Origin of the sequence: Pantanalinema rosaneae CENA516, assembly GCF_050753385.1 — a bacterium.
Taxonomy (GTDB): Bacteria; Cyanobacteriota; Cyanobacteriia; order Leptolyngbyales; family Leptolyngbyaceae; genus Pantanalinema; species Pantanalinema rosaneae.
Genome location: NZ_JBLZFZ010000045.1, coordinates 1 through 23240, shown reverse-complemented (window position 1 = coordinate 23240; position 23240 = coordinate 1). Strand labels below are relative to the sequence as shown.

Annotated in this window: 25 protein-coding genes and 1 riboswitch; of the genes, 14 read left to right on the top strand and 11 right to left on the bottom strand. The window is 46.8% G+C overall.

The window, feature by feature from the left end:
• The first annotated feature begins 57 nt into the window (after positions 1-57).
• The gene (locus ACN4EK_RS22470) at positions 58-492 is read left to right on the top strand and encodes an FKBP-type peptidyl-prolyl cis-trans isomerase (protein ID WP_431660536.1); all 435 of its coding nucleotides are present in this window, start codon (positions 58-60) and stop codon (positions 490-492) included.
• Between the two features lie 389 nt (positions 493-881).
• On the opposite strand, the gene acsF is transcribed toward ACN4EK_RS22470, so the two are convergent.
• Complete coding sequence (acsF, locus tag ACN4EK_RS22465) at positions 882-1952, bottom strand: magnesium-protoporphyrin IX monomethyl ester (oxidative) cyclase (RefSeq protein ID WP_431660535.1); 1071 nt, start codon at positions 1950-1952, stop codon at positions 882-884.
• A 201-nt stretch (positions 1953-2153) separates the two neighbouring features.
• Positions 2154-2444, bottom strand: coding sequence for a hypothetical protein (locus ACN4EK_RS22460; protein WP_431660534.1), 291 nt, complete (start codon positions 2442-2444; stop codon positions 2154-2156).
• 735 nt (positions 2445-3179) lie between these two features.
• On the opposite strand from ACN4EK_RS22460, the gene ACN4EK_RS22455 reads away from it, so the two are divergent.
• The 7 genes from ACN4EK_RS22455 (at position 3180) to ACN4EK_RS22425 (ending at position 6486) form a co-directional block, all read left to right on the top strand.
• Complete coding sequence (locus ACN4EK_RS22455) at positions 3180-3392, top strand: hypothetical protein (protein ID WP_431660533.1); 213 nt, start codon at positions 3180-3182, stop codon at positions 3390-3392.
• A gap of 135 nt (positions 3393-3527) precedes the next feature.
• Positions 3528-4019 (top strand): hypothetical protein, encoded by a 492-nt coding sequence (locus ACN4EK_RS22450; protein ID WP_431660532.1) that lies wholly within the window; start codon positions 3528-3530, stop codon positions 4017-4019.
• 267 nt (positions 4020-4286) lie between these two features.
• Positions 4287-4901 (top strand): hypothetical protein, encoded by a 615-nt coding sequence (locus tag ACN4EK_RS22445; RefSeq protein ID WP_431660531.1) that lies wholly within the window; start codon positions 4287-4289, stop codon positions 4899-4901.
• A 543-nt stretch (positions 4902-5444) separates the two neighbouring features.
• Entirely contained in the window at positions 5445-5531 is an 87-nt protein-coding gene (locus ACN4EK_RS22440) for a hypothetical protein (protein ID WP_431660566.1), read from the top strand.
• A gap of 16 nt (positions 5532-5547) precedes the next feature.
• On the top strand, positions 5548-5859 hold the full coding sequence (locus ACN4EK_RS22435; RefSeq protein ID WP_431660530.1) for a DUF433 domain-containing protein: 312 nt from the start codon (positions 5548-5550) through the stop codon (positions 5857-5859).
• Entirely contained in the window at positions 5860-6177 is a 318-nt protein-coding gene (locus ACN4EK_RS22430) for a DUF5615 family PIN-like protein (protein ID WP_431660529.1), read from the top strand.
• Positions 6178-6333: 156 nt separating this feature from the next.
• Entirely contained in the window at positions 6334-6486 is a 153-nt protein-coding gene (locus ACN4EK_RS22425) for a hypothetical protein (RefSeq protein ID WP_431660528.1), read from the top strand.
• Positions 6487-6632: 146 nt separating this feature from the next.
• Here ACN4EK_RS22425 and ACN4EK_RS22420 read toward each other — a convergent pair whose 3' ends face one another.
• From ACN4EK_RS22420 to speB, 6 genes are all read right to left on the bottom strand, one after another.
• Positions 6633-7409: an ABC transporter ATP-binding protein gene (locus tag ACN4EK_RS22420; protein WP_431660527.1), complete on the bottom strand. Its 777-nt coding sequence runs from the start codon at positions 7407-7409 to the stop codon at positions 6633-6635.
• 13 nt (positions 7410-7422) lie between these two features.
• Complete coding sequence (locus ACN4EK_RS22415; RefSeq protein ID WP_431660526.1) at positions 7423-8274, bottom strand: ABC transporter permease; 852 nt, start codon at positions 8272-8274, stop codon at positions 7423-7425.
• Positions 8275-8310: 36 nt separating this feature from the next.
• Positions 8311-9528: an ABC transporter substrate-binding protein gene (locus tag ACN4EK_RS22410; RefSeq protein ID WP_431660524.1), complete on the bottom strand. Its 1218-nt coding sequence runs from the start codon at positions 9526-9528 to the stop codon at positions 8311-8313.
• On the bottom strand, positions 9477-10184 hold the full coding sequence (hypB, locus tag ACN4EK_RS22405; protein ID WP_431660523.1) for a hydrogenase nickel incorporation protein HypB: 708 nt from the start codon (positions 10182-10184) through the stop codon (positions 9477-9479). Before hypB ends, ACN4EK_RS22410 begins: the two co-directional genes overlap by 52 nt.
• Positions 10185-10303: 119 nt before the next feature.
• Positions 10304-10675: a hydrogenase maturation nickel metallochaperone HypA gene (hypA, locus tag ACN4EK_RS22400; RefSeq protein WP_431660522.1), complete on the bottom strand. Its 372-nt coding sequence runs from the start codon at positions 10673-10675 to the stop codon at positions 10304-10306.
• Between the two features lie 16 nt (positions 10676-10691).
• Positions 10692-11903 (bottom strand): agmatinase, encoded by a 1212-nt coding sequence (gene speB, locus ACN4EK_RS22395; protein WP_431660521.1) that lies wholly within the window; start codon positions 11901-11903, stop codon positions 10692-10694.
• A 111-nt stretch (positions 11904-12014) separates the two neighbouring features.
• Positions 12015-12135, bottom strand: a riboswitch (guanidine-I (ykkC/yxkD leader).
• 245 nt (positions 12136-12380) lie between these two features.
• Here speB and ACN4EK_RS22390 point away from each other — a divergent pair.
• Together ACN4EK_RS22390 and ACN4EK_RS22385 are read left to right on the top strand one after the other, a co-directional pair.
• The gene (locus ACN4EK_RS22390) at positions 12381-13859 is read left to right on the top strand and encodes an alpha-amylase family glycosyl hydrolase (protein ID WP_431660520.1); all 1479 of its coding nucleotides are present in this window, start codon (positions 12381-12383) and stop codon (positions 13857-13859) included.
• A 456-nt stretch (positions 13860-14315) separates the two neighbouring features.
• Positions 14316-15923: a sensor histidine kinase gene (locus ACN4EK_RS22385; protein WP_431660519.1), complete on the top strand. Its 1608-nt coding sequence runs from the start codon at positions 14316-14318 to the stop codon at positions 15921-15923.
• 61 nt (positions 15924-15984) lie between these two features.
• On the opposite strand, the gene ACN4EK_RS22380 is transcribed toward ACN4EK_RS22385, so the two are convergent.
• The gene (locus tag ACN4EK_RS22380) at positions 15985-16707 is read right to left on the bottom strand and encodes an amino acid ABC transporter ATP-binding protein (protein WP_431660518.1); all 723 of its coding nucleotides are present in this window, start codon (positions 16705-16707) and stop codon (positions 15985-15987) included.
• On the bottom strand, positions 16700-18238 hold the full coding sequence (locus ACN4EK_RS22375; RefSeq protein ID WP_431660517.1) for an ABC transporter substrate-binding protein/permease: 1539 nt from the start codon (positions 18236-18238) through the stop codon (positions 16700-16702). Before ACN4EK_RS22375 ends, ACN4EK_RS22380 begins: the two co-directional genes overlap by 8 nt.
• A 297-nt stretch (positions 18239-18535) precedes the next feature.
• On the opposite strand from ACN4EK_RS22375, the gene ACN4EK_RS22370 reads away from it, so the two are divergent.
• The 3 genes from ACN4EK_RS22370 (at position 18536) to ACN4EK_RS22360 (ending at position 21180) form a co-directional block, all read left to right on the top strand.
• The gene (locus ACN4EK_RS22370) at positions 18536-19135 is read left to right on the top strand and encodes a TetR/AcrR family transcriptional regulator (protein WP_431660516.1); all 600 of its coding nucleotides are present in this window, start codon (positions 18536-18538) and stop codon (positions 19133-19135) included.
• Between the two features lie 194 nt (positions 19136-19329).
• Entirely contained in the window at positions 19330-20514 is a 1185-nt protein-coding gene (locus ACN4EK_RS22365; RefSeq protein ID WP_431660515.1) for an ABC exporter membrane fusion protein, read from the top strand.
• A gap of 30 nt (positions 20515-20544) precedes the next feature.
• On the top strand, positions 20545-21180 hold the full coding sequence (locus ACN4EK_RS22360; RefSeq protein WP_431660514.1) for a CatB-related O-acetyltransferase: 636 nt from the start codon (positions 20545-20547) through the stop codon (positions 21178-21180).
• Positions 21181-21222: 42 nt separating this feature from the next.
• Here ACN4EK_RS22360 and ACN4EK_RS22355 read toward each other — a convergent pair whose 3' ends face one another.
• Entirely contained in the window at positions 21223-21438 is a 216-nt protein-coding gene (locus tag ACN4EK_RS22355; protein ID WP_431660513.1) for a hypothetical protein, read from the bottom strand.
• Between the two features lie 367 nt (positions 21439-21805).
• On the opposite strand from ACN4EK_RS22355, the gene devC reads away from it, so the two are divergent.
• Positions 21806-22972 carry an ABC transporter permease DevC gene (gene devC / locus ACN4EK_RS22350; protein WP_431660512.1) on the top strand — a complete coding sequence of 389 codons (1167 nt, stop codon included), beginning with the start codon at positions 21806-21808 and terminating at the stop codon, positions 22970-22972.
• The last annotated feature ends 268 nt before the right edge of the window (positions 22973-23240 follow it).

The following is a 23240-nucleotide window of genomic DNA, read 5'->3' as shown; positions in this document are numbered from 1 at the left end:
CTTACTGAGGTAGCTCAGTACCATCCTTAGTTGAAACGAAAGATAAGGAGTACATCCATGACCACAGCGAAACAAGGCGATACGGTGAAAGTACATTACACCGGGAAGCTAGAGGATGGCACAGTATTTGATTCTTCGGCTAATCGTGATCCGTTAGAATTCACGATCGGGACGGGCATGATTATTCCTGGCTTTGAGGAAGCGGTTTTGGGCATGAGTCCAGGGGAATCGAAAACTCAAATCATTGCCCCAGATATGGCGTATGGACCTTATTTGCAGGAAATGGTAGTCGTAGTCGATCGGGCACAGATTCCCGATGAAATTGAACCGGAGGTGGGTCAACAACTCCATATTCAGCATGACTCAACCGGACAGTTGATTCCGGTCGTGATTACCGATGTGTCTGGTTCCGCCGTGACCCTGGATGCCAATCATCCCCTGGCTGGAGAAGATTTGACCTTTGATATTCAGCTTGTAGCGATCGATCAGTAGCCAGCGATCCGCTCACCCCTTGCCCTAGTACGCCCGTAGGACTTAATCCCCCATTCTGAGGAACTTGGTAGCTAGTTTCCCCAGAATTGGGGGGCTAGGCTGTGTCTTAAAACCCTTTGATCCTCCCTAACCCTCGCGCTACGCGCCGCTAACGCTAGTAAAAAGGAGGGAACCGAACCGTTCAAAGTCCCCCTTTTTAAGGGGGATTTAGGGGGATCACTCCAGTAGCAATTAATGAACCAAAAGGTTTTAAAACACGTCCTAAGAGAGCAAAGTGCAGAAGGCTGAAAACCTACTTCTACCAAGAAAAACCGCCTCCAACCTGTGTTCCCGACAGTTGAAGACGGCTGCAATAGATGGATTTTATGAGCAAGCGTTTCAGAACAACGTCACCGTACAGTTCCCCGCAGGGCTTCCGCGTCGATCGGTTTGATCAGATATAACCGGATAAAATGCCCGAAAATGCCTAATTGCAGGGGCAGTTTACGCAGAGCTTTGACGAACTTGGGCTGTTGGGATTTATTAATCTCAGACATCTTCAAGTTCAAATTAGAACAGGCTTGTAAGCGGGGATAAAACTCGGGATGCTCGGTATTTAACACGCTGGGAAAAGCCCGCGCTGAGGTGTCATTAGTCTCCCGAATCACTTCTTTGTCAAACTCGGTTGGATCAATGCCCAACAGGTGATAGAAGCCCGATCGCTCATGCACCGTCAAACTATGGGTGACAAACACAGTTAGCAGGAAAAAGCGGCTCCAGAGTCTAGCTTTCCAGGTTTGCCAAAGTTGAGGCTGCGATCGAATCAATGCCTTGAAAATATCCCCGTGACGATTTTCGTCCTGACACCAGCTTTCAAAATATTTGAATAGCGGATAAAACTGGTGTTCGGGATGTTGTTGTAAATGACGATAAATAATGATGTAACGCCAGTAACCAATTTTCTCTGAGAGATAAACCGTGTATAACACCCACTCCAATGGGAAAAAGGTGTAATTCCGGCTCTTGGTTAACTGTCCCAAGTCCAGGGTGAGGTTGAAGTCCCCCATAGCTTTGTTCAGGAATCCGGCATGTCGGGCTTCATCCCGCGCCATCAGTTGAAACATTTCTGTCAGCAATGGGCTATGACCTTTCAGCCGCCGCGACAATTCCTTAAACAGCAGGAAGCCAGAAAACTCCGAGACACAGGAACGTTCCAGGTAATCAATAAACGCTTGGCGCGACGCTCCATCGATATGTGCCCAGGATTGCTCAAATTCGTCGTTACGGACGAAATGATGGCGGTTATAGTCTGCCCGCATTTCTTCCAGCATTGCCTGTAGCTCGGTTTCCTGAGCCGAAAGATCGAGCTTGGCAGCCGTGTCAAAGTCGGTGGTATAAAACCGGGGGGTGAGCAAATTCTCTTTGATGGCAGCTTTTTTGCCTGTTTGCAGTTGCTCGGGTGCCGGTAGAGTATTGACCATGAGTTGTCGCTTTTGATAACCGAATAGCTATTAAGCTATACCAAGATGGACACTTTGGCTAGAACCTTTACCTGAACGATACAAGCGGTAACTTTAGCATGAAGCTTTGTTAAGAAAGTCTACCCAGCCAGCGCTCAATTATTTAATCGCTTAATAGCTATCAAGTTTTCAAAACGTGCGGTTTGGCAATCGGGAGGCTCGCTAATGTAGTCGATGTCCATACGCTAGGGCATGGGCAACGGTTAGGGGGGAGTGAACCTCTACCGTCGGGATAGTGTAGTCCGATGAGGCAAGTTCGCGAGGTAAGGGCGATTGCTGCCATTCTGGCTGCCGATCGGGTTCTAACACTTTAGGATAGCGATCTGCTTCTAATAACTTGGGTGGAAATATAATTTCTTCTCGACAACGTCTGCACAGCCAATACACACTACCCGATCGCACATGCCGCAACAATACATGGGAACAGAATGGGCAGCTAGGAGCACGATTCATTTGATGTTATTTATCCATTAAATAAAAAATTTAAATGCCCTAGCCAAGCCAGTTCTGGACTTTGATTTTCCCTTTGATTAATTTTATCCAAAGACTCGAAAGCCGCTCACCCAGCCTCTTCAAGGCTAAACAAACGGCTTTTACTTGGCTAAAGTATCTTGTATTGTAACGGTACTAGCAAGTGCTGCCACCTACCCTACGACTGAGACAGCCTTCATCCTTTGGCATACACCGTGAGACAGAGATAATACATGGCTAGGGAATGGCAAGAAAGCAACCTACTCAATTCCATAGCCATGACAAAATCTAATCTATAGACTACTACATTCCGATTGCCTTTCTATAGTTAAATTTAAGAGTAAATAATAGCTCTAAGTTAGAAGAATTCTTGTAGCTCATTAAATTGAAGATAATGATTCCATTTACATTAGCAAGTTCTCTAAATTTCCGTATGCTTGCAAAGCAAAAAAGTATAAGCGCTAACAACTCATAAGCTTCCCTAGTTTACTCCCCGATCGCGGCTTTTTTCCTCGCTCCAGTAGTCGTAACCGCAAAAGTCCTGGCTGAGATCGGGATGGGTGGTGATCGGAGGAACGATCGTCCTGGCAAGAAACTCATGATTAACCAGCCAACCTGACGAGTAGCCTATCGCAGCCAAAACTGAAACTACAAATTTGCCGTCTAAATCCGGAATTTTGGGATGCGATCTCGTAGATCAAACTAGATCTTTAGAGGATGAAGGGGTATGCAGCAATTGTGACGTTGAAGCGATCGCTAGATGCCTCAATTAGAAGTGGCGACGGTTCAACGCGATCGGTTGACAGCCACAACCCGATTTCTCTGAGTCTCTATCTCCACCTGGAATCTGAAATTATGCGGAAAGATTTAGCCTATTTAGCCCAAGCCGCCTATTATGCAGAAAGTTTCTACCGAAACAGTAAATATTGAATATTATGCCGAATCATTCTGCCTATCCACCCTAAAACGGGATCTTAGGCGGAAATTTTCAGCCCATTCATTGTTAGACAGAGCACCTCTACTCAAAATAGGATCAGTTAGGATCGTTGATCTCTTGAGGTATAAATGCAAATTTCCGCACCAGTTGCAGCTTTGCTTGGAGCCTGTATAGGCGCAGTTTCTTCAACTTTGGGAGCTTTTTTATCAAACTATTTGGGAGCTAGAAGAGATAAAGCAAAATGGCTACTTGAGAAAAAGGTAGAAGCTTACTCAAATTCCTTGAGATACCTAACAAGAGTACTCAACCGAAGAACTGCTATTACTTCAAGTGGGCAAGCAATATTAGAAAAATCAGGTGTTTCTGAATGGCTGAATGACTTGTGTGAAGCTCAAATCTGGTTATCTTCCTTACAGATGTACTGTTCTAATAAAAATCGAAAAGTTCTTGAAAGTAGCTTAGATCGGTTAAGCGGAAGAGTTCATGAGTTTATGAACTCTTCTATGAACGTGCAGTCCTCTACCCTAGAGTCTGATACAGAAACATTGTCATTTGCTCAATTAATTCAATCAGTTTATGAAGATGTTTATCGTTGCGCTCGCAATGAATTAAGCTCATGAAATATCCTAATTCCTGTAGCTCTTTTGTCAATCTTTACAATTAGTTGTTTTATGTGTCTAACAACCGCACTGCACCGGAACGCCCCAAAAGGATCGGTTGAGTTGCAAGGTTATCTGCGTCCGGTGAGCGCGATCGTTAGGCTGCTTAGTTTTTGAGTGGAATGATGCCGAACACTTTTGAAATTAAATGATTGTATAAATACCATTAGAAAATGAGAGGATATGCGCAAATCACGAACCTACGCAGAGACCTTTGCTATATCAGCAATGTCTAACCTTCTAACAAAATTGGGACACAGCGTTAAAACAAGAGATGACATAACTGATAAGCCTGATTGGGCGTTTAGCTTAGACAATAAGATTATTGCTGCTGAATGTACTTATCTCACACTAGAGAAGTTTATGCAGTGGAATAATCAAGAATTTCCTGTAGACGGGAAAGCCCATAAAATCATAATTCCAGTGGAACCACATATGTGGATGGAGAAAATAATCAAGTCTAAGGCTAAGAAAATACCACAGTATAAGGCAAATGCAGGTGCATCAGAAGTATGGCTGATTCTTCACACTGATCCAATTGACTTGTGCTTACTAGAAACCAGGAATGAAGTGCAAGAACGCTCATTAATTTATCCACTTGCGATGACTGCTACAATTCTTCGAGATCAGCATTCTTTCTCTCGAATATGGCTAGTAAGGAAACAAGGTATTACAGAGGTTTGGACTGCAAAAAATTTGAGTCAGTATATTGGAAAGCACAAAATTGACACTATCTGCTGTACAACTACATTCGCTAAATGGGATAGTCAAAAAGGTGTTTCAATTACTGAAACAGCATCCTCAATCAAATTGCCTAATATAGACAATAACTTTGCATGTTAATTACTATGTATGGTAATTAATACTAGAGAACTTCTTAATACTTGCTCATAGGTTCTAACATAGCAACTTGGGTAGAGTGGGCTGTCAGGGGATATTGTCGTGTCGCAAAAATTGCTTGCATCTGTTTCAGGATCTAAGCGCTCTCAAACAACACATGAAGTCAGGCAGTGAACAACAGCGTATAGATACTTTGTTCAAGGCTCTTGCCTATGGAAAGGCTGGTCTATCTCTAATCATTCAAGCCTTAGATGATCCATCCCAACCAGTTAGAGAAACAGCAAATTCATTGCTAGCCCAGTATCAGTCAGCGCGAGCTAAACAAGCCTTATGGGATTACGTGTCTGACTGACACATCTTCTCGTATCACTTAAGTCCAGTGATTTTGGGCAGAAATCATGACTACAGTCGCTATCCTGCCCATCTCTGATGCTAACGGTGAACAATCCGATCGAGCGATCGTAGGTGACAAATACTCTGTCGGTAAAACGGCGGGACATTGAAGATCAAGGGTTATTAGGCGAATATTCTGATTGGGTCAGAGTTATGAATACCTTGGCATTTAACCCTGACGGAAAATTACTGGCTAGCGGCAGCCAAGACTATACTGTAAAGGTATGGCAACTGAGCTAGGTGACAATGAAGTAGTATGCTAGCCCTGAGTTACCCACATATTGAGAAGCCAGAGAACCAACCGGCAAGATTACAGCGATTGCCACGGGTTCGAGTCGCCCAGATTGTCATGGATTATCTTGCCTATGGTTGGTCTGTCGAGGAAATATGCCGACAGCACCTTTACTTAAAACCCGCCGAAGCTCATGCGGCAATGGGCTACTATTTTGACCATCAGGAAGAAATCGACCAAGAAATCACCCAAGAATGGGAGCAGGTGCAAACTAGCATAACGCAAGTGGCTAGATCACCTTTTTACACCAGAATGAAAGCTAAAGGGCTACTGTAAGTGGCAATTGCTTTGTATATGGATGTTCACATTCCTCAAGCGATTACTGATCAGTTTCGTCGTCGGGGTGTAGACGTATTGACGGCATTTGATGATGAATGCCAAGAACTCCCTGACGATCAGCTTTTGTTAAGAGTGACTCAACTGAATCGAGTTCTGTTTACCCAAGACATTCGATTTCGTGTTTTAGCCAAAACTTGGCAAGTGGAAGGGAAGCAGTTTTCTGGACTGATCTTCGGTCATCAGCTTGGAGGCACAATTGGTCAGTTTGTCAGAGATTTAGAATTGATTGCCAAAGCTTCAGAAGTGGATGAATAGATCAATACAGTTGAGTATATTCTGAAGAAATTGCTTCAGAGCATATGCTTCTCGACCAACTTGCATCGACTGAGGCAGTAGTCTGGTTTCCTCAAGCAGACAGTGAGGCAGTTCAAGCCTTGTCAGATCTGCTGATGGCTGCAAAGGAATCGACCAATGCTTGATGGGCAGCGCTATTCTTTTACTGAACAAATTGATAGTGCTGGGCGCTCTGTCATCATGCCGTATTTACCCTTGATTCTTACGTTGGGCGATCGTTCTGTAAAAGTAACGGCATTGCTAGATACAGGGGCGAGTGTCAATTGCTAGTGAAGCCTTTAAGCTGGGTAGCTGCTTCATCGGGCGAAACAAGATGGTTCTGTGCAACCCGTTTCAGGCGAGGATGTCTTAGCTCAAGTTAGACGGCTAATTGAGCCATGAGGTGTGATGAAAAGGTCGCAAGTAGTTGAAACCGCTTAAGCCACGGCTAGAGCAGCTTCCTGTCCATGTCGGCGCAACAGATCCATGAGTTCATCTCGATAGTCGTGGAAAATGGCATGACGTTTAATGGTATGGGAGCGATCGGGCAATTTCACCTCAATTTCCTTCCGTACCGTTCCCGGACGTGCCCCTAACGCATAAATACGATTGGCGAGAAACACCGCTTCTTCGACATCATGGGTAATCATGAACACAGTAATGCCCGTCCGTTGCCACAAATCAATCATAAATTCATGCATCGATTCTTTCGTATGAATATCCAACGCACCAAACGGTTCATCCATCAATAACACTTTCGGTTCCGAAGCTAACGCCCGCGCGATCGCCACCCGTTGTTTCATCCCGCCCGACAGTTCTTTGGGTAAGGCTTGGGCAAATTGCGATAATCCTACGACATTGAGATAGTAGCTGGCTTGTTCGCGGCGTTGGCGTTTTGGGACTCCTTGCAGTTTTAAGCCAAATTCCGTGTTCGCTTGCACCGTCATCCAGGGAAATAAGGTGTAGTGCTGAAATACCATGCCGCGATCGGGACCTGGGCCTGTCACCCGCTTACCATCAATCCGCACTTCCCCGGTCGTCGGACTATCTAACCCAGCAATTTGCCGCAGTAGAGTTGATTTACCGGAGCCAGACGCGCCAACGGCACAAATGAATTCACCTTGAGCGATCGTCATGTCAATATCTTTCAGTACCACTAATGTGCCTGTTTGAGTGGCAAAATGTTTGTTCAGTTGTTTGATTTGTAGAAACATGATCTCAACTCCCTTAACGTTTTTGACTCGCCCATTTACAAGACACGCGCAACAAGTATTGAAATAACAGATCGAATGATAAGCCAATAATGCCAATCACGATTAATCCGACAAAAATTTCATCGGTTTTGAGGAAACGTCCCGCCACGCTAATCCTTCGACCTAGCCCTTCCGTTGCCGCAATCAATTCAGAGACAATCACCAATTGCCATGCCGCCGCTAAGTTAATTCGGCAAGCATCAAGAATCCCTGGTAACACATGCGGTAGAATCACCTGGGTCAACGCTTCCCAACGGTTACCACCTAGCATATAGGTGGCTTCGATCAAATCCTTGGGGACAAACTTGACCGTATCCATCACCATGAGGGAATTAAAGAAAAACACGCCAATGAAGATCAGGGTAATTTTTGGTGCTTCCCCAATGCCCAAGTAGAGGATTAATAAAGGAATAAACGCCGGAGCAGGCATGTAGCGCATTAAGCCAAATACCGGCTCCAGCAAGGCACGAATACTGGGAAAACTCCCCATCAAGACACCCACGGGAATGGAAAACAGTGCCGCTAATAAAAAGCCCACTCCCACCCGCCACAAACTGGCTACGGTATCCTTTAACAATTCGCGAGTGCCCCATAACCGCCCAAAGGCATCCATCACCTGAGCTGGAGACGGCAAGAATTTGGGATCGATCGTGCCAAAGGTCGTCACTAACCACCAGAGTAGCAGGGGGACGGCGATCGAACTCACCATTAAAGCGGTATTCAAAGGGCGGGGAATGTCCTCAGCTAACCGCCAAAATACCGTCGGACGAATCGATTTTGGCTTAATCAAGGATTGGATCGATCGCGGATCACTGCTTTGGTTCATGGTAACAACAGGGGAATAATGGAGTCATGCAGCGGACTAAGCGGGTTGCGTGTGGTTTTGGGCGTAGGCTTTGACAAAGCGATCGTCGAATAACAACGTGGTATTGGGTTTCGTTTTTGCCAATCCCACATCCATCAGAAATTGACTCATTTCCTCCGCCGCAAATAGCAGGGAAGTCATATCATGACCGGGTTGAAACGCCTGTAAATTTTCTTCTAAGGTGAACAATCGAGTGCCATCGGCGTAGTCCTGGTATTCCTCGATCGAGACTCCCGCTCGCTTCGCCATAATCTCGTAGGCTTGAGTTGGATTTGCTTTCAGGTAATCTAATGTGGCGAACCAGGCATCGACTAACGCTTGCACCTGTTCTGGATGTTCATACACAAACTTACGGGTTACTACTAAGTGATCGGAAATCGCCCCCGGAAAATCTTTAGAACTAAATAATTCTCGACTCCCCGATCGCTTCAAGGCTTGGGTGGTAAACGGCGCAAATACGGCGGTCGCATCCACCTGACCTGCGACAAAGGCTGCCGCCGCTTTCCCTGTTTCCAGGGGGATGAATTGAATATCGTCAGGCTTTAAACCCGCTTTCCTGAGTCCTAGCAGTAACAGAAAATGATCAACGGTTCCCTCTTCAGCCGCAACCTTTTTCCCTTTTAGATCCGCGATCGTATTGATGCCCTCTCGCACAATAATTTTGTCATTCCCGGTGGAGTTGTCATTGACTAAAACGACAACCTGATCCGCACCTCCAGAGACAGAACTCACCGTATCACCCAAGGTTTGGCTATTGGCATCAATTTGCCCCGCCGTCAGCGTACTGATCGATTCTAAATAACCGTCGAACCACTTCAGATCAACCGGAGCCGCCTTGGCTTGAAAAATTCCTTTCTCTTGCGCCACCTGCCAGGGAAACCAACCCGGCCAGGCACTAAAGCCTAAATCAATCGCATCACTACTCACAGCAGCCGTAGCCGCTTCGGTTTCAGTTGTCGTTTGAATATAAACCGCCGGATTCGTGCAGCCAACGGTTAATGTAACCGCTAGCAAAAATAGTAGACAATTCGTAAACAGCGATCGGGGAATTAGCGTAAACATCAAACCGGAACGGACTTTCATGATGTATTGTCCCAAAACAACCAATGCTGTGTCTGAGCGGACGGCGGGAGCCTGTAGCGTCAACTCCCACCACCCACCACTTAGTGAACGGTAGACAAAGGGCGATCGACCATCTTCGTTTGCTCTACACAACTGCGTAACCAGGCAAACCAGGTTGCCAAGCCCTCACCTGTTTTGGCGGACACCGGAATAATCACGCAATCCGGATTCATCTGCCGCACATTGGCGATGATCTGCTCCAGATCAACATCGACATAAGGGGCAAGATCTGTTTTAGTAATCAGCAAACAATCCGCTTCTTGGAACATCACGGGATATTTTAATGGCTTATCTTCGCCTTCGGTCACACTGAGTAGCGCCACTTTCCCATGTTCGCCCACTTCAAACTCTGCCGGACAGACCAGATTGCCAACATTCTCCACTAACACCAAATCAAACTCAGTCAGATTATATTCATGGGCTAATCGATGAATCCCACCTGCCACCATTTTGGAGTCGAGATGGCACGATCGCCCGGTGTTAATCGCAATCACCGGCACATTGTATTGGCGCAAGCGATCGGCATCCAGTTCAGTGGTCATATCACCTTCAATTACCGCAATTTTAATCTCCTGATTTAAGGCGGCTAAAGTCTTTTCTAGTAAGGCAGTCTTACCCGCGCCGGGACTGCTCATCACATTCAAACAGGTAATCCCCCATTGATCGAAATGGGCGCGATTATGGTCGGCTCCTGCCTGGTTGGCATGAAGTAAATTGATTCCTAAAGCAGCGTCAAACGTCTGGTGCATAACGTCATCTCGATTCACAGTAAGGGATGTAATCTGGTGTAGGAATGGGTTTTAGCAATGCTTCAACGGTTCACAGGATTAAACTTGCGGCTAAGCCTACCCTAACTAAGGAATAGGCATTAATGACTGATGCCAGCTTCCTCCGTCGCGTAGGCAATCCGCTCAATCTTGAGTTCCCGCCCCGATCGAATATCCTCCATCGGCGATCGACAGTCAGGGCAGGCGTATTGGATGCCAATTTCCGGGCGGTAGTCCTGCTGGCAATGGTGACAAAAGGCAATCAGTGGCGTTTCTTGAATCACTAATTCGGCCCTGGCAAGAAAGGTATTCCGGGTTTGCACCTCAAAGGCAAATTGCAAACTGACAGGTTCAACACAGGTGAACTGCCCAACTGTGAGATAAACCTGGGAGATTTGCGGGCGATCGGGTTGCGTTTCCCACCAGTCTTTGACGGTCAGAATTAACGCCTTCGTCATGTCTGTTTCGTGCATGTTCCAGCCTCACTGATTAGCTCCATGCCACATCGACCGCTAAATTGGCTTGCGGATCGATATAAGCGGGTTTCTCCCGACGCGGTAATTGCCCCGATAACACCAGATGCGCCATCGTGTCGCAAATCACCCGTGTTGCCATCAATGCCGTCATGTCGCTGATGTCGTATGGGGGCGAGACTTCAACCACTTCTAGACCGCACACAGGTACACGCTGGACAATTCTGGCTAAGAGTCCCAATGCTTCACGGGGCAGTAAACCACCAGGTTCGGGCCAACCTGTACCGGGGACAAATCCGGCATCAATACAGTCGATATCAAAACTAATCCACACGCAGTCTGTCCCATCCGTTGCCCGTTCTATGGCAAATTCTGCGGCGGCATCTAGCCCCATTTCGGTAATATCCGTTACCGTTAGAATATTTGTTTGGCGTTCTCGGCAGACTTTCACCCCCTGACGCGGCACTTGCCAACCCCCAATCCCAAGCTGCACCAGATTCTTTGCCGGAGCATTTTTCATATTTGTGGCATGAAACCACGGGCAGGTATGCATCCGTTCATCCAGATCCGTTTCCTGGGTATCGACATGTCGATCGAAATGAATGATGCCAACCTTTTTATCGCCTAAGTGCCGACAAATTCCCCTGACTGTAGGAAAACCGATTGAATGATCGCCCCCTAAGATAATTGGGAATGCTCCAGAACTAAAAATGTGAGCAATCCCCTTAGAAATTTGATCAAATGATTTTTCGTTGTTGGCAGGAATGGTGAAAATATCACCCACGTCACAGAGTTTGATTTGTTCCCGTAAATCAACCCCCAGTTCAAAGTTGTACGGGGTATAGAGTGCCGAGATTCGCCGGATGCCTTGCGGCCCAAAGCGTGTCCCCGGACGGTAGGTAGTGCCCGAGTCATGCGGTACACCGACGATCGCCACATCAAATTCCCCGACCCGCCGCACATCTTCGATATAGGGCGCTTTCATAAAGGTATTGATGCCCGCATAGTGGGGCAATTCCCCCCGAGAAAAGGTGGAAATGGTGCGATCGCGAATACTTGCCGCCGCTTCTAAGCCATACTCCAATCCCTGTGAGACTTCCTGTTGCCAACCGGTTAACGGTAATTGGCGTTCCAGTTCCAAGGCTCGTTGTGCCTCAGTCGGAACATGTCCATTACGACTATCGCCAGGGGTTTGAAACAAAGGATTTTCCGCCGGATTGCTGGTCATACGTACTCCAAAACAGTTCAAGCTAGGGTCAGATTGCCAGTTACTCAAGCAAGTTTGTTGGCAACGCGAAAAACCCGAAGAAGAACACAATCAGTTGGCTGCAACTGATGTTCCTCCCGGGCTTTTCTCCCGCCGTGTAACTGGCAAAAAATCTAGATGATTGACCAGTTTGCCTCTCTCGGACCAGCATTCAGATTAACGCATCTAAACCGGAACCCTAGAAGCCATAAATTGTCATCCTGGTATCTGTTGTAATGATACTCGAAACTCTACAAAAACTGGTTGTGATCCGTTCTTCTACAGTTGCGCCTGGTAATTGCTTGATTCACTTTCCCTGAGAGCCTAGCAATAAACTCGATCGGCAATATGTCATCCCAGCTACAAAATTGCATCGTTAATTTAAAGGTTTGTTAACATAAGCCAATGTTGATGATAGGTAGAGGATAGAACACAGGCACAACCACCGAGGAGCGATCGATGAATTCCCCCCGTTACCCAGCGTTATATCAGGTAAACACGCGCGTTTGGATGCAGCTATTAGCCAAGCAAATCGGTCGTCCGGCAACCCTGGATGATATTCCTGATACCACGTTAGATGAATGGGCGAATTTGGGGTTTGATTGGATCTATTTCCTGGGTGTGTGGCAAACGGGCACGATCGGGCAAACGGTATCTCGCGCCAATCCAGAGTGGCTAGCAGAATATCGCCGCATCTTAAGTGATGTCTGTGAAGAGGATATTTGTGGTTCTTGTTTTGCCATTACTCACTACACCGGACATACCTTACTCGGTAGCGATCCAGCAATTCTACGGCTGCGCGATCGCTTGCATCAACGCAGCTTAAAACTGATGTTAGATTTTGTGCCCAATCACACGGCTTCTGATCACCCCTGGGTACAAACCCATCCCGAATTTTATGTCACGGGAACTGAGGAATTATTAGCACAACAACCACAAAACTATTGTCGAATTACTACCCCAAGTGATGAAAAAATTCTTGCCTATGGGCGTGATCCTTACTTTGCTGGCTGGTGCGATACGTTGCAACTGAATTATGGTAATCCTGATTTGCAAGCTGCCATGATTAATGAATTGCAACATATTGCCCAACTCTGTGATGGAGTCCGGTGTGATATGGCAATGTTAGTGTTACCCGAAATTTTTCAGCGCACCTGGGGAATTACCACTCAACCCTTCTGGCAATCTGCCACGGATCACGTTCGGAGACAGCATCCCAGTTTTGTGTTTATGGCAGAAGTGTATTGGGATTTGGAATGGGCGTTACAACAACAGGGGTTTGATTACACCTATGACAAGCGACTGTACGATCGCTTAGAGATACAACAGACTCGTTTAGTTCGAGAACATTTTTGGGCAAATCTTGATTACCAGCAGCGATCGGCTCGTTTTTTAGAGAATCATGATGAACATCGTGCTGCCGCCGTATTCCCCCCCGATGTGCACCCAGCCGCCGCTATTTTGACCTATTTCTGTCCTGGTCTGCGGTTTTTCCATCAAGGGCAATTTGAAGGGTATCAACACCGGATCTTTATCCACTTGCATCGGGGCCCGGTTGAAGCGATCGATACCACTTTGCAAGCGTTTTACCAACGGTTACTCACCTGTTTACGCTTACCGATCGTGCGCCAGGGATACTGGCAATTAGCTGATAGTTTACCCGCCTGGGATGGGAATTGGACATCGGACTGTATCATTGCCTTTCACTGGCAGAAGGGTTGCGATCGGCTGTTGGTTGCCGTCAATTACGCTCCCCATCAGAGTCAGTGTTATATCAAGCTACCGTTTGAGGAGTTGGCAGGTCAAACCATTCAGTTGCAAGACTTAATGGGTACTGTGCAATACAATCGCTCCGGTGATCACCTCTTGGCTGAAGGATTGTATCTCGATTTACCAGCCTGGGGATACCACGTATTTACCTGGCAGGTCATGACGTGATTTCAACCAATATTGATACCTATACATCTGCCAGCAATAATTCTGTGACTGAATCAGCCCCCTCACCAGCCAGAAATGATACTCGGGCTGCGTAACAAAAGAACGTTATTTTTAATACAAATCACCTTAATATTGCTGCTCCTGAGAGCATAATTTAGACCTTTGTTTAAGGTCAGTATACTTCAGCCTGCTTAAGAATATCGGTCAGGTTCAAGTATCGCTTGTCTGAAAAAATACTGAGGTTAAGTTGCCAACTTACACCCATTTTTAACTAGAATGAAAGAATAATAGCTCACGTCGATCGTGCTCGTTGTAGCATCCTACTGGTTTATGCGTCTTTGTTTTTACCTAATGTTGCTGATGTTCTATCCCTAATACTGACCAGAGATGCATTGTTTTAATCGTCAGGAGCCACTTTACTTCAGTGTGGCTCTGACAGTGCCAAGAGGTAATCCTGTGGAACCCAACTCAGTAACGAGCAATTTTAATTCCAAGCTATATGCGCTGTTAGCAGAAACAACGAACGTTCCAGAGGAGCAACGGGTAGCGCTGATATTACAATTACTAAATCAGGAAATAGAAGCACAAGTTCAAGGTAGAACACTAGCCTTACAAGATGTGACGGAACGCCAGCAGCTTGAGGCAATCTTACGATCGCAAATTCAAAAAGAACAAACCTTAAGCCGAATTATTTTAGCGATCGCCTTTGAGCAGGCTGAATTAGCTCAACAAGTGCGCTGTTTAAATCAAAAACTGGAACAACAGGTGGCATCCCGCGCCGCAGAATTACGTCTGGCGTTCTATTTTGAGGCAACTTTGAAACGAATTACGGATGAAGTGCGAGATTCGTTAAATGAAAGCCAAATTCTGCAAACGGCGGTTCAGGAATTAGCGCTGGCATTGAACTTGAGCCGTTGTACGATCGCCCTTTATCAGCGGAGCGCTGGCAGTTCAACGAGTGATTATCACTACCCTGCCACCACTCCTGATCATCCGGCGCTGTGGCTCCAGGATCAGGAATTTCCCGAATTAACTCAGCAACTTCTACAGGGGGAGTATGCCCATTATTGCACTCTCCCCAACCTGCTTGGAGCGGAGGCTGAACACCTACATTCAATGACTTGTTTAGCCTATCCCTTGTGGGATGATCAGGGGGCCTTAGGGAATTTATGGCTGTATAAACCCTCTGATCAAGCGTTTAACTACCTGGAATTACAGTTAGTTCAGCAAGTGGCAAACCAATGTGCGATCGCGCTGCGGCAATCCCATTTATATCAAGCGGTACAAGCCCATGCTAAAGAGTTAGAAAGCTTGAATCAGATGAAAGATGAATTTCTCAGTACCGTGTCCCATGAGTTGCGAGCCCCGATGGCAAACATTAAAATGGCAACTCAAATGTTAGAACTGGTGTTAACATCCCAAAATTCATTAGACGATCGCTCTAGCCGCTATTTCCAAATTCTCAAAGATGAATGCGATCGGGAAACCAATTTGATTAATGATTTACTCGACTTGTCTCGATTAGAATCTGGCAATGTGGAACTCAAGTTAACCACACTCAACTTAAATGAATGGATACCAACACTGATCAAATCGTTTCAAGAACGCAGTCAGAAGCAACAACAGCAATTAAGTTACCATTTAGCTACGAATCTCCCTCAGATCACCACAGATGTTACTTACTTAGAACGAATTTTGACTGAACTGCTTCACAATGCCTGCAAATACACACCAGCTCAGCAAAAAATTATGATGACAATTACCACTCAATTACCAGAACAAGCCTGCCCGATATTAGTAGTTAATGTAACTAACACAGGCGTTGAAATCTCAGCCCCAGAACAACAGCGAGTATTTGATAAGTTTTATCGCATTCCCAGCAATGATCCCTGGAAACATGGCGGGACTGGATTAGGGTTAGCCTTGGTCAAACGATTGAGTACCTGTTTAGGTGGTTCAATTCAGTTAGAAAGTCACTCTGGGCAAACCCAATTTATTCTATCTTTACCACTAGAATCCTTACCAAGATCCGCTAAGCCTGGTCATCTCCAGGTAGACAACTAAGAGAATGTTTAACGGGTTCTTTTGCAAGTAGCAATAAACACAATCCTTTTCGAGAAGCCACTCACAGCATTTTATCTAGAAACTGCTTGGCACGATCGCATTGGGGGTTTGTGAAAAACTGTTGAGGCGTAGTATCCTCCGCTAGCTTACCTTCATTCAAAAACAAAATTCGGTTTGCCACCTCTCGGGCAAAGCCCATTTCATGGGTGACGATCGCCATTGTCATGCCACTATTCGCGAGATCGCGCATCACTTCCAACACCTCTTTGACCATCTCTGGATCGAGGGCAGAGGTCGGTTCATCAAACAACACCATTTCGGGTTGCATCGCCAGTGCCCGCGCGATCGCCACCCGTTGTTTTTGTCCACCTGAAAGGCGAGACGGATAAATATCTGCTTTTTCTGCCAGACCCACTTTACGCAATAAATCCATCCCGATCGCGTTAGCTTCGTCCTTCGCTAACCGCTTGACTTTAATTGGCGCATAGGTGATGTTTTGCAGTACCGTCATGTGGGGAAACAAATTGAAGTGTTGAAACACCATGACAATATTGGCGCGAATTTTGAGAATGTCACATTTGGGATTAGTGATCTCAACTTCTTTAAAGTAAATTTGTCCCGAGGTCGGTTGCTCTAACAAATTGAGACAGCGCAAAAAAGTAGACTTCCCCGATCCGGAAGGCCCCAAAATTGCCACAACTTCGCCCTGTTGCAGTTGAACTGTAATATCATCTAACACGCGAAGTGCCCCAAAGGATTTATAGAGATTATTGACGTTAAGCACTGCGTTGTAACCTCTTCTCTAACACCGATGTTCCCATCGTCAACACCATTACCATGACGTAATAAACGATCGCCGCAATAATCAACGGCTCAAAGTACAGATACTTCTCCGCCCCCACCACCGTCGCCCGCCGCAGCAGATCCGCCGCCCCGATCGTAGACACCAAGGCTGAGTCTTTTAACAAATTAATTCCTTCATTCGCTAAGGCAGGCAGAATATTTTTCAGGGCTTGCGGCAGGATGATATCCTTCATCATCAACCGATACGGAACCCCCAAAGATAATGCCGCCTCTCGCTGCCCTTTGTCCACTGCCAGAATTCCTGCCCGGAGCGTTTCTGACACATACGCCCCAGAATTGAGCGCAAAGGCAATCACCCCTGCCTGAAATGCTGGGATATCGTAGCCAATCAACTGCGGAGTGGCAAAGTAAACCAGAGCAATTTGTAGAATTAATGGGGTTCCCCGGAATATGGACGTATAAGCATTAGCCAGCCACCGGAAGGGTTTAAATTCAGAGATTTTCAGTAATGCTAACACCACTGCCCAGATGAATCCCAAGACTGCTGAGACGACGGTGAATGCCAAGGTTACTCCAATGCCACCGAGGATGTAGGGAATCGATGGAATGATCTGCTGAAAGCCAATTCCCGCCGGTTTACCCTGATCTTCAAACCATTTTTTCGCCAACCGCTCCAATGTGCCATCCTTCCGCATTGTGGTTAGCACTTTATTGAACGGTGCCACCAGATTAGACCCTTTGGGAAAGGCGATCGCATATCCACCCTCATTGTTTTCGATCACCGTAAATTGCAGATCGGGATAAACGCCGATATAACCCTGAGCTACCGTATCTTCCACCACTGCCGCCGCAATCCGATTAGCTTTAATTTCCTGAATCAGATCAGAAACCCGGTTCCGTGTCACCAAATTAATCGCCGGTTGCTTCTGCTTCGCTGCCTCCTGATTCATGGTTTTCACCGCTTCTTCCTGAGTGCTGCCTAATTGCGCCCCTACCGTTTTGCCATATAGATCCTCGATCGTCGTTAAGTTATTGCCCTGTTTAGCAATGATGGTATTGCGGGCTTCATAGTAAACCTGCGAGAAATCAATATTGCGCTTGCGTTCTGGCGTGGGGGTCATACCTGCCATGACAAAATCTACTCGCTGACTTTGCAACGCCGGAATTAAACCATTAAAATCCATATCGACAATTTGCAATTCAAACCCCAAATCCTCTGCTAAGCGTCTGGCAATGTCAACATCAAAGCCAACAATTTTGTCTTCACCGCTAGAGGTATCATGAAATTCAAACGGCTTGTAATCTGCCGATGTTCCCATTTTTAAGGTTTTGGGAATATCTTGAGCCACCGTCGGTACAGAGAATGGCGCGATTAAATTAACGGTGAGGACGATCGTCAGGAATGTGAAAACAGCGAACTTCCAGGGCGATCGTCTTAGTTTGGCTAACCAAGACAGAAAGATAGACCGCCGCACCGCCACGAAACCAACTTGCCCAAATCGAAATCGCATCTTAAATCAGATTCTTTAACCAGAAGAGAGTGTTACTGAAGGAAAGAGAAGCAGTCGTTAGCCAGTAGATTAAGCCGTTTTGAGGAGAAAATAGCGTACTGATTGATACGGAATTCTCCCATCTGTTACTTCGGGCTGTCACACCAGACGATCGCCGCTATGCAGGTCACGGTAGCGCAACTGCCCAAGCCAAGCAATCAAGCTTTACAGAATGCAAATTCAGCAGTATAAATATATCAACCGTTCGATATAAAATCTATTAATCCAATTGTCCACCATCGGGTCATTGCCGTACCCATGCCCAAAATTGTTGATCACGATCAGTATCGTAAAGAACTGTTAAGCCAGTGTTTAGATATCATTGCTGAAAAAGGCTATGCTGCGATCACAATGCGTCAGATTGCCCAGGGGTTAAATGTATCCACTGGGACGCTTTATCACTACTTTCCCAGTAAAGAAAGTTTGTTTGAACAATTAGTGGAATATATCAGCTACCAGGACACCTCAGAACAGATGGTAGCGGAACTGATTAATCTCCCGACGATCGCCGATCGCCTCAATAAAATTTTCCAAATTATTGCTCAAAATGAAGATTATTTTTTGCATCAGACATTAATGCTAATTGATTTTTGTCGGCAACGTCGTCGATCGGAGATTAACCACAATCATGTCTTAAAACATGCAGGAGAACGGTATGAAAAGGCAGTCATGAGGATTTTAGGAACTGAGGATGTGAATTTAGTCATGTTGGTGTTGCATGTGATTGAAGGGATCTTAATCCGGCGGGTCTATCTCGGCGATCGCGTGTCTTTCACAGAACAATTGCCGCTATTGACTGAACTCGTCACGCATCATCTGACTACTCACAGTCAATTCACCCAATCGGAGAACCCGTAGGGAGGATGTCTTGTTCCCCCACCACTCAAGATGATGAGTGATATATCAACCGTTCAATATAAGTTACCTGGATAACAGAGCTTCATACGCCAATCTCAGCCATAATTTGGACAAAATATATCGAATGTTCGATATACCGATCGTTGCCCCCCTGGACTTCCCCCAAATCTCCCTCAACAGAAGCCGGATGAGTTATGAGTCTGCAACCTGTTCCGAAACTGCTTAGGCATCGCTGGATCATTGGGCTAGTCATCACTGCCACTGCCCTGACGGGAGCCACCGTGATTTATGGCATGTCCCAACTGCCGGGAAGTAACCCACCCAGCCCTGCCCCGACCGCCGCTCCTACCACACCTAAAATTACCGCTTTAGGACGTTTAGAGCCAGAAACCGATGTCATTCAAGTTGCCGCTCCCCAAGCGCTGGATAGCGATCGCTTAGCCGAACTATTCGTGAAACGGGGCGATCGAGTTCAAGCCGGACAGGTGATTGCTGTATTAGATTCCCGCGATCGCTTACAAGTGGCGCTACTCCAGGCTCAGAAACAACTGAGCGTCGCTCAAGCAAAACTAGCCCAGGTGCAGGCAGGGGCACAGACCGGCGAGATCGAAGCTCAACAAGCCAACATTGCCCGGTTGGAAGCGCAATTGCAAACAGAAACGATCGAGCGGGAAGCCGAAATTGCCCGAGTCGATGCCGAACTCCGCAATGCGAACCGCACCCTACAGCGCTATCAAGATCTCTATCAAGAGGGGGCTGAAACAGCCGTGATTGTGGATGAAAAACGCGAACGGTATGAAACCACCTTAGCCCAACTGAATCGCGTTCAGGCACAACGAGATACCACGGTAGCCACCTTAAGAAAACAGATCCAGCAGGAACGTGCCACCCTCGATCGCATTGCCGAAGTCCGTCCTGTCGATGTCAGGATTGCCCAGGCAGAGGTGGAAGCCGCGATCGCTGCCCTGAAAAAAGCCGAAGTTGACTTGAACCAGGTGTTGATTCGATCGCCGATCTCTGGACGGATTCTGGAGATTCATACCCGTCCCGGAGAAACCATTAGCAGCAACGGAATTGTGGAACTGGCGGAAACCGACCAGATGCAAGTCGTTGCTGAAGTGTACCAAACGGATATTGGCAAAATTCGGGTGGGGCAAGCGGCGACTATTACCAGTCCCTCCTTTCCAGGAACGTTGTTCGGCAACGTTGAGGTGATTGGGTTACAGGTAAGTCGCCAAAATGTCTTTAGTGATCAACCGGGCGAAAATCTCGATCGCAGGGTGATCGAAGTCCGAATTCGGTTAACAACGAAAGACAGCCAAGTTGTCGCTGGACTGACGAATTTACAGGTGCAAGTGGCGATCGAACCCAACTCCTAATCCAACTATATCTGGAAGGTAATGTAGCCTATGCCCAGCCAACACGGCCCTGACCCCAATCGTCCCTATCCCATGGCAGACCAGCGACGCGTCTGCTTCATTAAACCATTCATCAAATCCCCCAATATTATTGTCGGAGATTACACCTACTATGATGATCCAGTTGATCCAGAGGGCTTTGAGCGCAACGTTTTATACAATTACGGGAGTGATCGCCTGATCATTGGCAAATTTTGTGCGATCGCGACTCACGTTACCTTCATCATGGGTGGGGCAAATCATAAATTAGATGGCATTTCCACCTATCCCTTTCCGATCTTTGCCCACGGCTGGGAAACGGCAATGGATCAAGTGATGAATTTACCCAGCAAAGGCGATACCATCATCGGCAATGATGTTTGGTTAGGCTACGATGCCATGATTTTACCGGGGGTGCAGGTGGGAGATGGGGCGGTGATCGCCGCTCGATCGGTGGTCACCAAGGATGTCCCTGCCTATGCGATCGTGGCTGGTAATCCGGCGCGGGTGGTGAAACAGCGATTTAGTCAGGCTGAGGTGGCTCAGTTACTTGCTTTGCGTTGGTGGGACTGGGAGATAGATAAGATTACCCGCAATATTCACTTGATTATGGGTGGCAATATCCCCGCCTTAAGCGTGGCAACTTAACAATAAAACTACTGGACTATAAATTGTTGCTAACCCATTACCTTAGTCATTCACGACCTTAATGATGCCCATATCCATGCGTTTCATCACTTGTCGCAGCAACACCATATCCTCATCCGTAAACGAGTCATCGGAGGCTAAAGCCTGGAAAAACACCAGTTCGTCCGCCCGCGTGATTTTTCCCGATGCAATTACCTGACGCATGATTTGTCTTAACGCGATCGCAGAGCGAATACTGCTACTAGAAATCGGTTTCATCTCTCATCATCCCCTAGTAAACCATGAAGCACTGTACCTATAGAGTCCCCTATTTGCTGCCATTAACACACCCTCTGAATAGACAGACTCTGATCACCTAACTGTTTCGACCGATCGGATGAACGGATAACCGTCCACCCTGATGTGTATCTTTAGTTATCAGTGATCAACAACGGCTATGTCTGTGATCTAGGTCAATCGGTAGATGACAATTTACCCTCTAGTGATTAATTCATACCAGTGACTCAAACTACTACAGCTAAATCTTTTTCTGTCAGTGATCTAAATCAGTTTTAACCCGTAATTTCGCGATCGTCTGACCCAATCCCGGAAACTCTATCTCTGCTTTTGTCTCGATCGGTGGATTATGTTCCTTAAATTTTTGCGCAAAATTCCGTTGGCATGGCTGCAAGTTACCCGCGAGAAGAATCGCTTAGTTGTGGCACTAGCTGGCATTGCCTTTGCCGATATCCTGATGTTCGTACAACTAGGCTTTATGGAGTCGCTCTATGAAGCTGCCATCAAACCTCACCAGGCATTGCAGGGAGATCTGTTTATGATCAATCCGCAGTTTGAAACCCTATTTTCGGTGAAAAGCTTCGCGCGGGAACGGCTGATCCAAACGGCAGGATTTGAGCAGGTGGCATCAGTACGATCGCTGTATATCGCCACCGGACAATGGCGCAATCCAGAAACCCGCATCGATCGCCCTATTCTGGTATTTGGTGCCGATCCTGCCCAACCCATTTTTGATTTGCCGGAGGTGAACCAGCAACTAGATAGCCTCAAGCAACTGCATCGAGTCGTCTTTGATCAGGCTGGACGACCCGAATATGGCGAGATCGCCACTCTATTGCAACAGACTACCCCCCTTCCAGTTCAAGTAAACCGTCTGGATATGCAGGTAGCCGGAGTGTTTACGCTGGGTGCTTCCTTTGCGGCGGATGGCAACGTGATTACCAGTGACTCGACCTTCCTGCGGTTATTTCCCGATCGTCGTCCCGATCGGATTGATGTCGGTCTGATTCACCTCAAACCAGGTGTCGATCGCCAGCAGGCACAAGCCGCCTTACAAGCCCATCTATCCGATGATGTATTGGTTTTAACCCTGGAAGAATTTGCCAATCGAGAAAAGGCTTACTGGGCAAGCAGTACCCCGATCGGATTCGTGTTTGGCTTTGGCACGATTATTGGCTTCATTGTCGGCATTGTGATCGTTTATCAAATCCTGTATACCGATGTCTCCGACCACCTGCCGGAATATGCCACGCTGAAAGCAATGGGCTATAGCGATTTCTATTTAGTCGGTGTCCTGGCGCAAGAAGCGTTAATTCTCGCCATCCTGGGCTTCATTCCCGGTAGCCTGTTGTCGATCGGGTTATATCACCTGGCGCAAACCGCGACCATGTTGCCGATTGGCATCACTTTAAACCGCGCCCTCCTGGTGCTGACCCTCACTATTACTATGTGTGTTGGTTCCGGCGCGATCGCGATGCGAAAGCTTCAGTCTGCTGACCCTGCCGACATTTTCTAAGGAATGGGAATTAAATAATTCCGCATCTTTATCTTGTTGTACGGGCGCGGCATTCGGTAAAAAGTCTTTGTCATTACCCCAGAAATCCCTGCTGAATGCCACGCCCCTACGCAAAATTACACCTTAATAAATCTGCAATCCTAAGGAACCCCAATAATACAACCCCCCATCCTCAATTCCCCTACCTATTTACCTGCCACAAATTCATGTCACCAACTACCGCCATCACCGCCTCCCCCACTACTACCACTGTCTCTTATACACATCT

Bases quoted from the DNA above. Each gene is read 5' to 3' on its own strand.
- ACN4EK_RS22425 (WP_431660528.1), top strand. From the start codon at position 6,334: ATGCTTGATGGGCAGCGCTATTCTTTTACTGAACAAATTGATAGTGCT.
- ACN4EK_RS22370 (WP_431660516.1), top strand. From the start codon at position 18,536: ATGCCCAAAATTGTTGATCACGATCAGTATCGTAAAGAACTGTTAAGC.
- ACN4EK_RS22460 (WP_431660534.1), bottom strand. From the start codon at position 2,444: ATGAATCGTGCTCCTAGCTGCCCATTCTGTTCCCATGTATTGTTGCGG.
- hypB (WP_431660523.1), bottom strand. From the start codon at position 10,184: ATGCACCAGACGTTTGACGCTGCTTTAGGAATCAATTTACTTCATGCC.
- ACN4EK_RS22420 (WP_431660527.1), bottom strand. From the start codon at position 7,409: ATGTTTCTACAAATCAAACAACTGAACAAACATTTTGCCACTCAAACA.
- speB (WP_431660521.1), bottom strand. From the start codon at position 11,903: ATGACCAGCAATCCGGCGGAAAATCCTTTGTTTCAAACCCCTGGCGAT.
- ACN4EK_RS22365 (WP_431660515.1), top strand. From the start codon at position 19,330: ATGAGTCTGCAACCTGTTCCGAAACTGCTTAGGCATCGCTGGATCATT.
- ACN4EK_RS22355 (WP_431660513.1), bottom strand. From the start codon at position 21,438: ATGAAACCGATTTCTAGTAGCAGTATTCGCTCTGCGATCGCGTTAAGA.
- devC (WP_431660512.1), top strand. From the start codon at position 21,806: ATGTTCCTTAAATTTTTGCGCAAAATTCCGTTGGCATGGCTGCAAGTT.
- ACN4EK_RS22440 (WP_431660566.1), top strand. From the start codon at position 5,445: ATGAATACCTTGGCATTTAACCCTGACGGAAAATTACTGGCTAGCGGC.
- ACN4EK_RS22390 (WP_431660520.1), top strand. From the start codon at position 12,381: ATGAATTCCCCCCGTTACCCAGCGTTATATCAGGTAAACACGCGCGTT.
- acsF (WP_431660535.1), bottom strand. From the start codon at position 1,952: ATGGTCAATACTCTACCGGCACCCGAGCAACTGCAAACAGGCAAAAAA.
- ACN4EK_RS22375 (WP_431660517.1), bottom strand. From the start codon at position 18,238: ATGCGATTTCGATTTGGGCAAGTTGGTTTCGTGGCGGTGCGGCGGTCT.
- ACN4EK_RS22445 (WP_431660531.1), top strand. From the start codon at position 4,287: ATGTCTAACCTTCTAACAAAATTGGGACACAGCGTTAAAACAAGAGAT.
- ACN4EK_RS22435 (WP_431660530.1), top strand. From the start codon at position 5,548: ATGCTAGCCCTGAGTTACCCACATATTGAGAAGCCAGAGAACCAACCG.
- ACN4EK_RS22455 (WP_431660533.1), top strand. From the start codon at position 3,180: ATGAAGGGGTATGCAGCAATTGTGACGTTGAAGCGATCGCTAGATGCC.
- ACN4EK_RS22470 (WP_431660536.1), top strand. From the start codon at position 58: ATGACCACAGCGAAACAAGGCGATACGGTGAAAGTACATTACACCGGG.
- ACN4EK_RS22360 (WP_431660514.1), top strand. From the start codon at position 20,545: ATGCCCAGCCAACACGGCCCTGACCCCAATCGTCCCTATCCCATGGCA.
- ACN4EK_RS22450 (WP_431660532.1), top strand. From the start codon at position 3,528: ATGCAAATTTCCGCACCAGTTGCAGCTTTGCTTGGAGCCTGTATAGGC.
- ACN4EK_RS22415 (WP_431660526.1), bottom strand. From the start codon at position 8,274: ATGAACCAAAGCAGTGATCCGCGATCGATCCAATCCTTGATTAAGCCA.
- hypA (WP_431660522.1), bottom strand. From the start codon at position 10,675: ATGCACGAAACAGACATGACGAAGGCGTTAATTCTGACCGTCAAAGAC.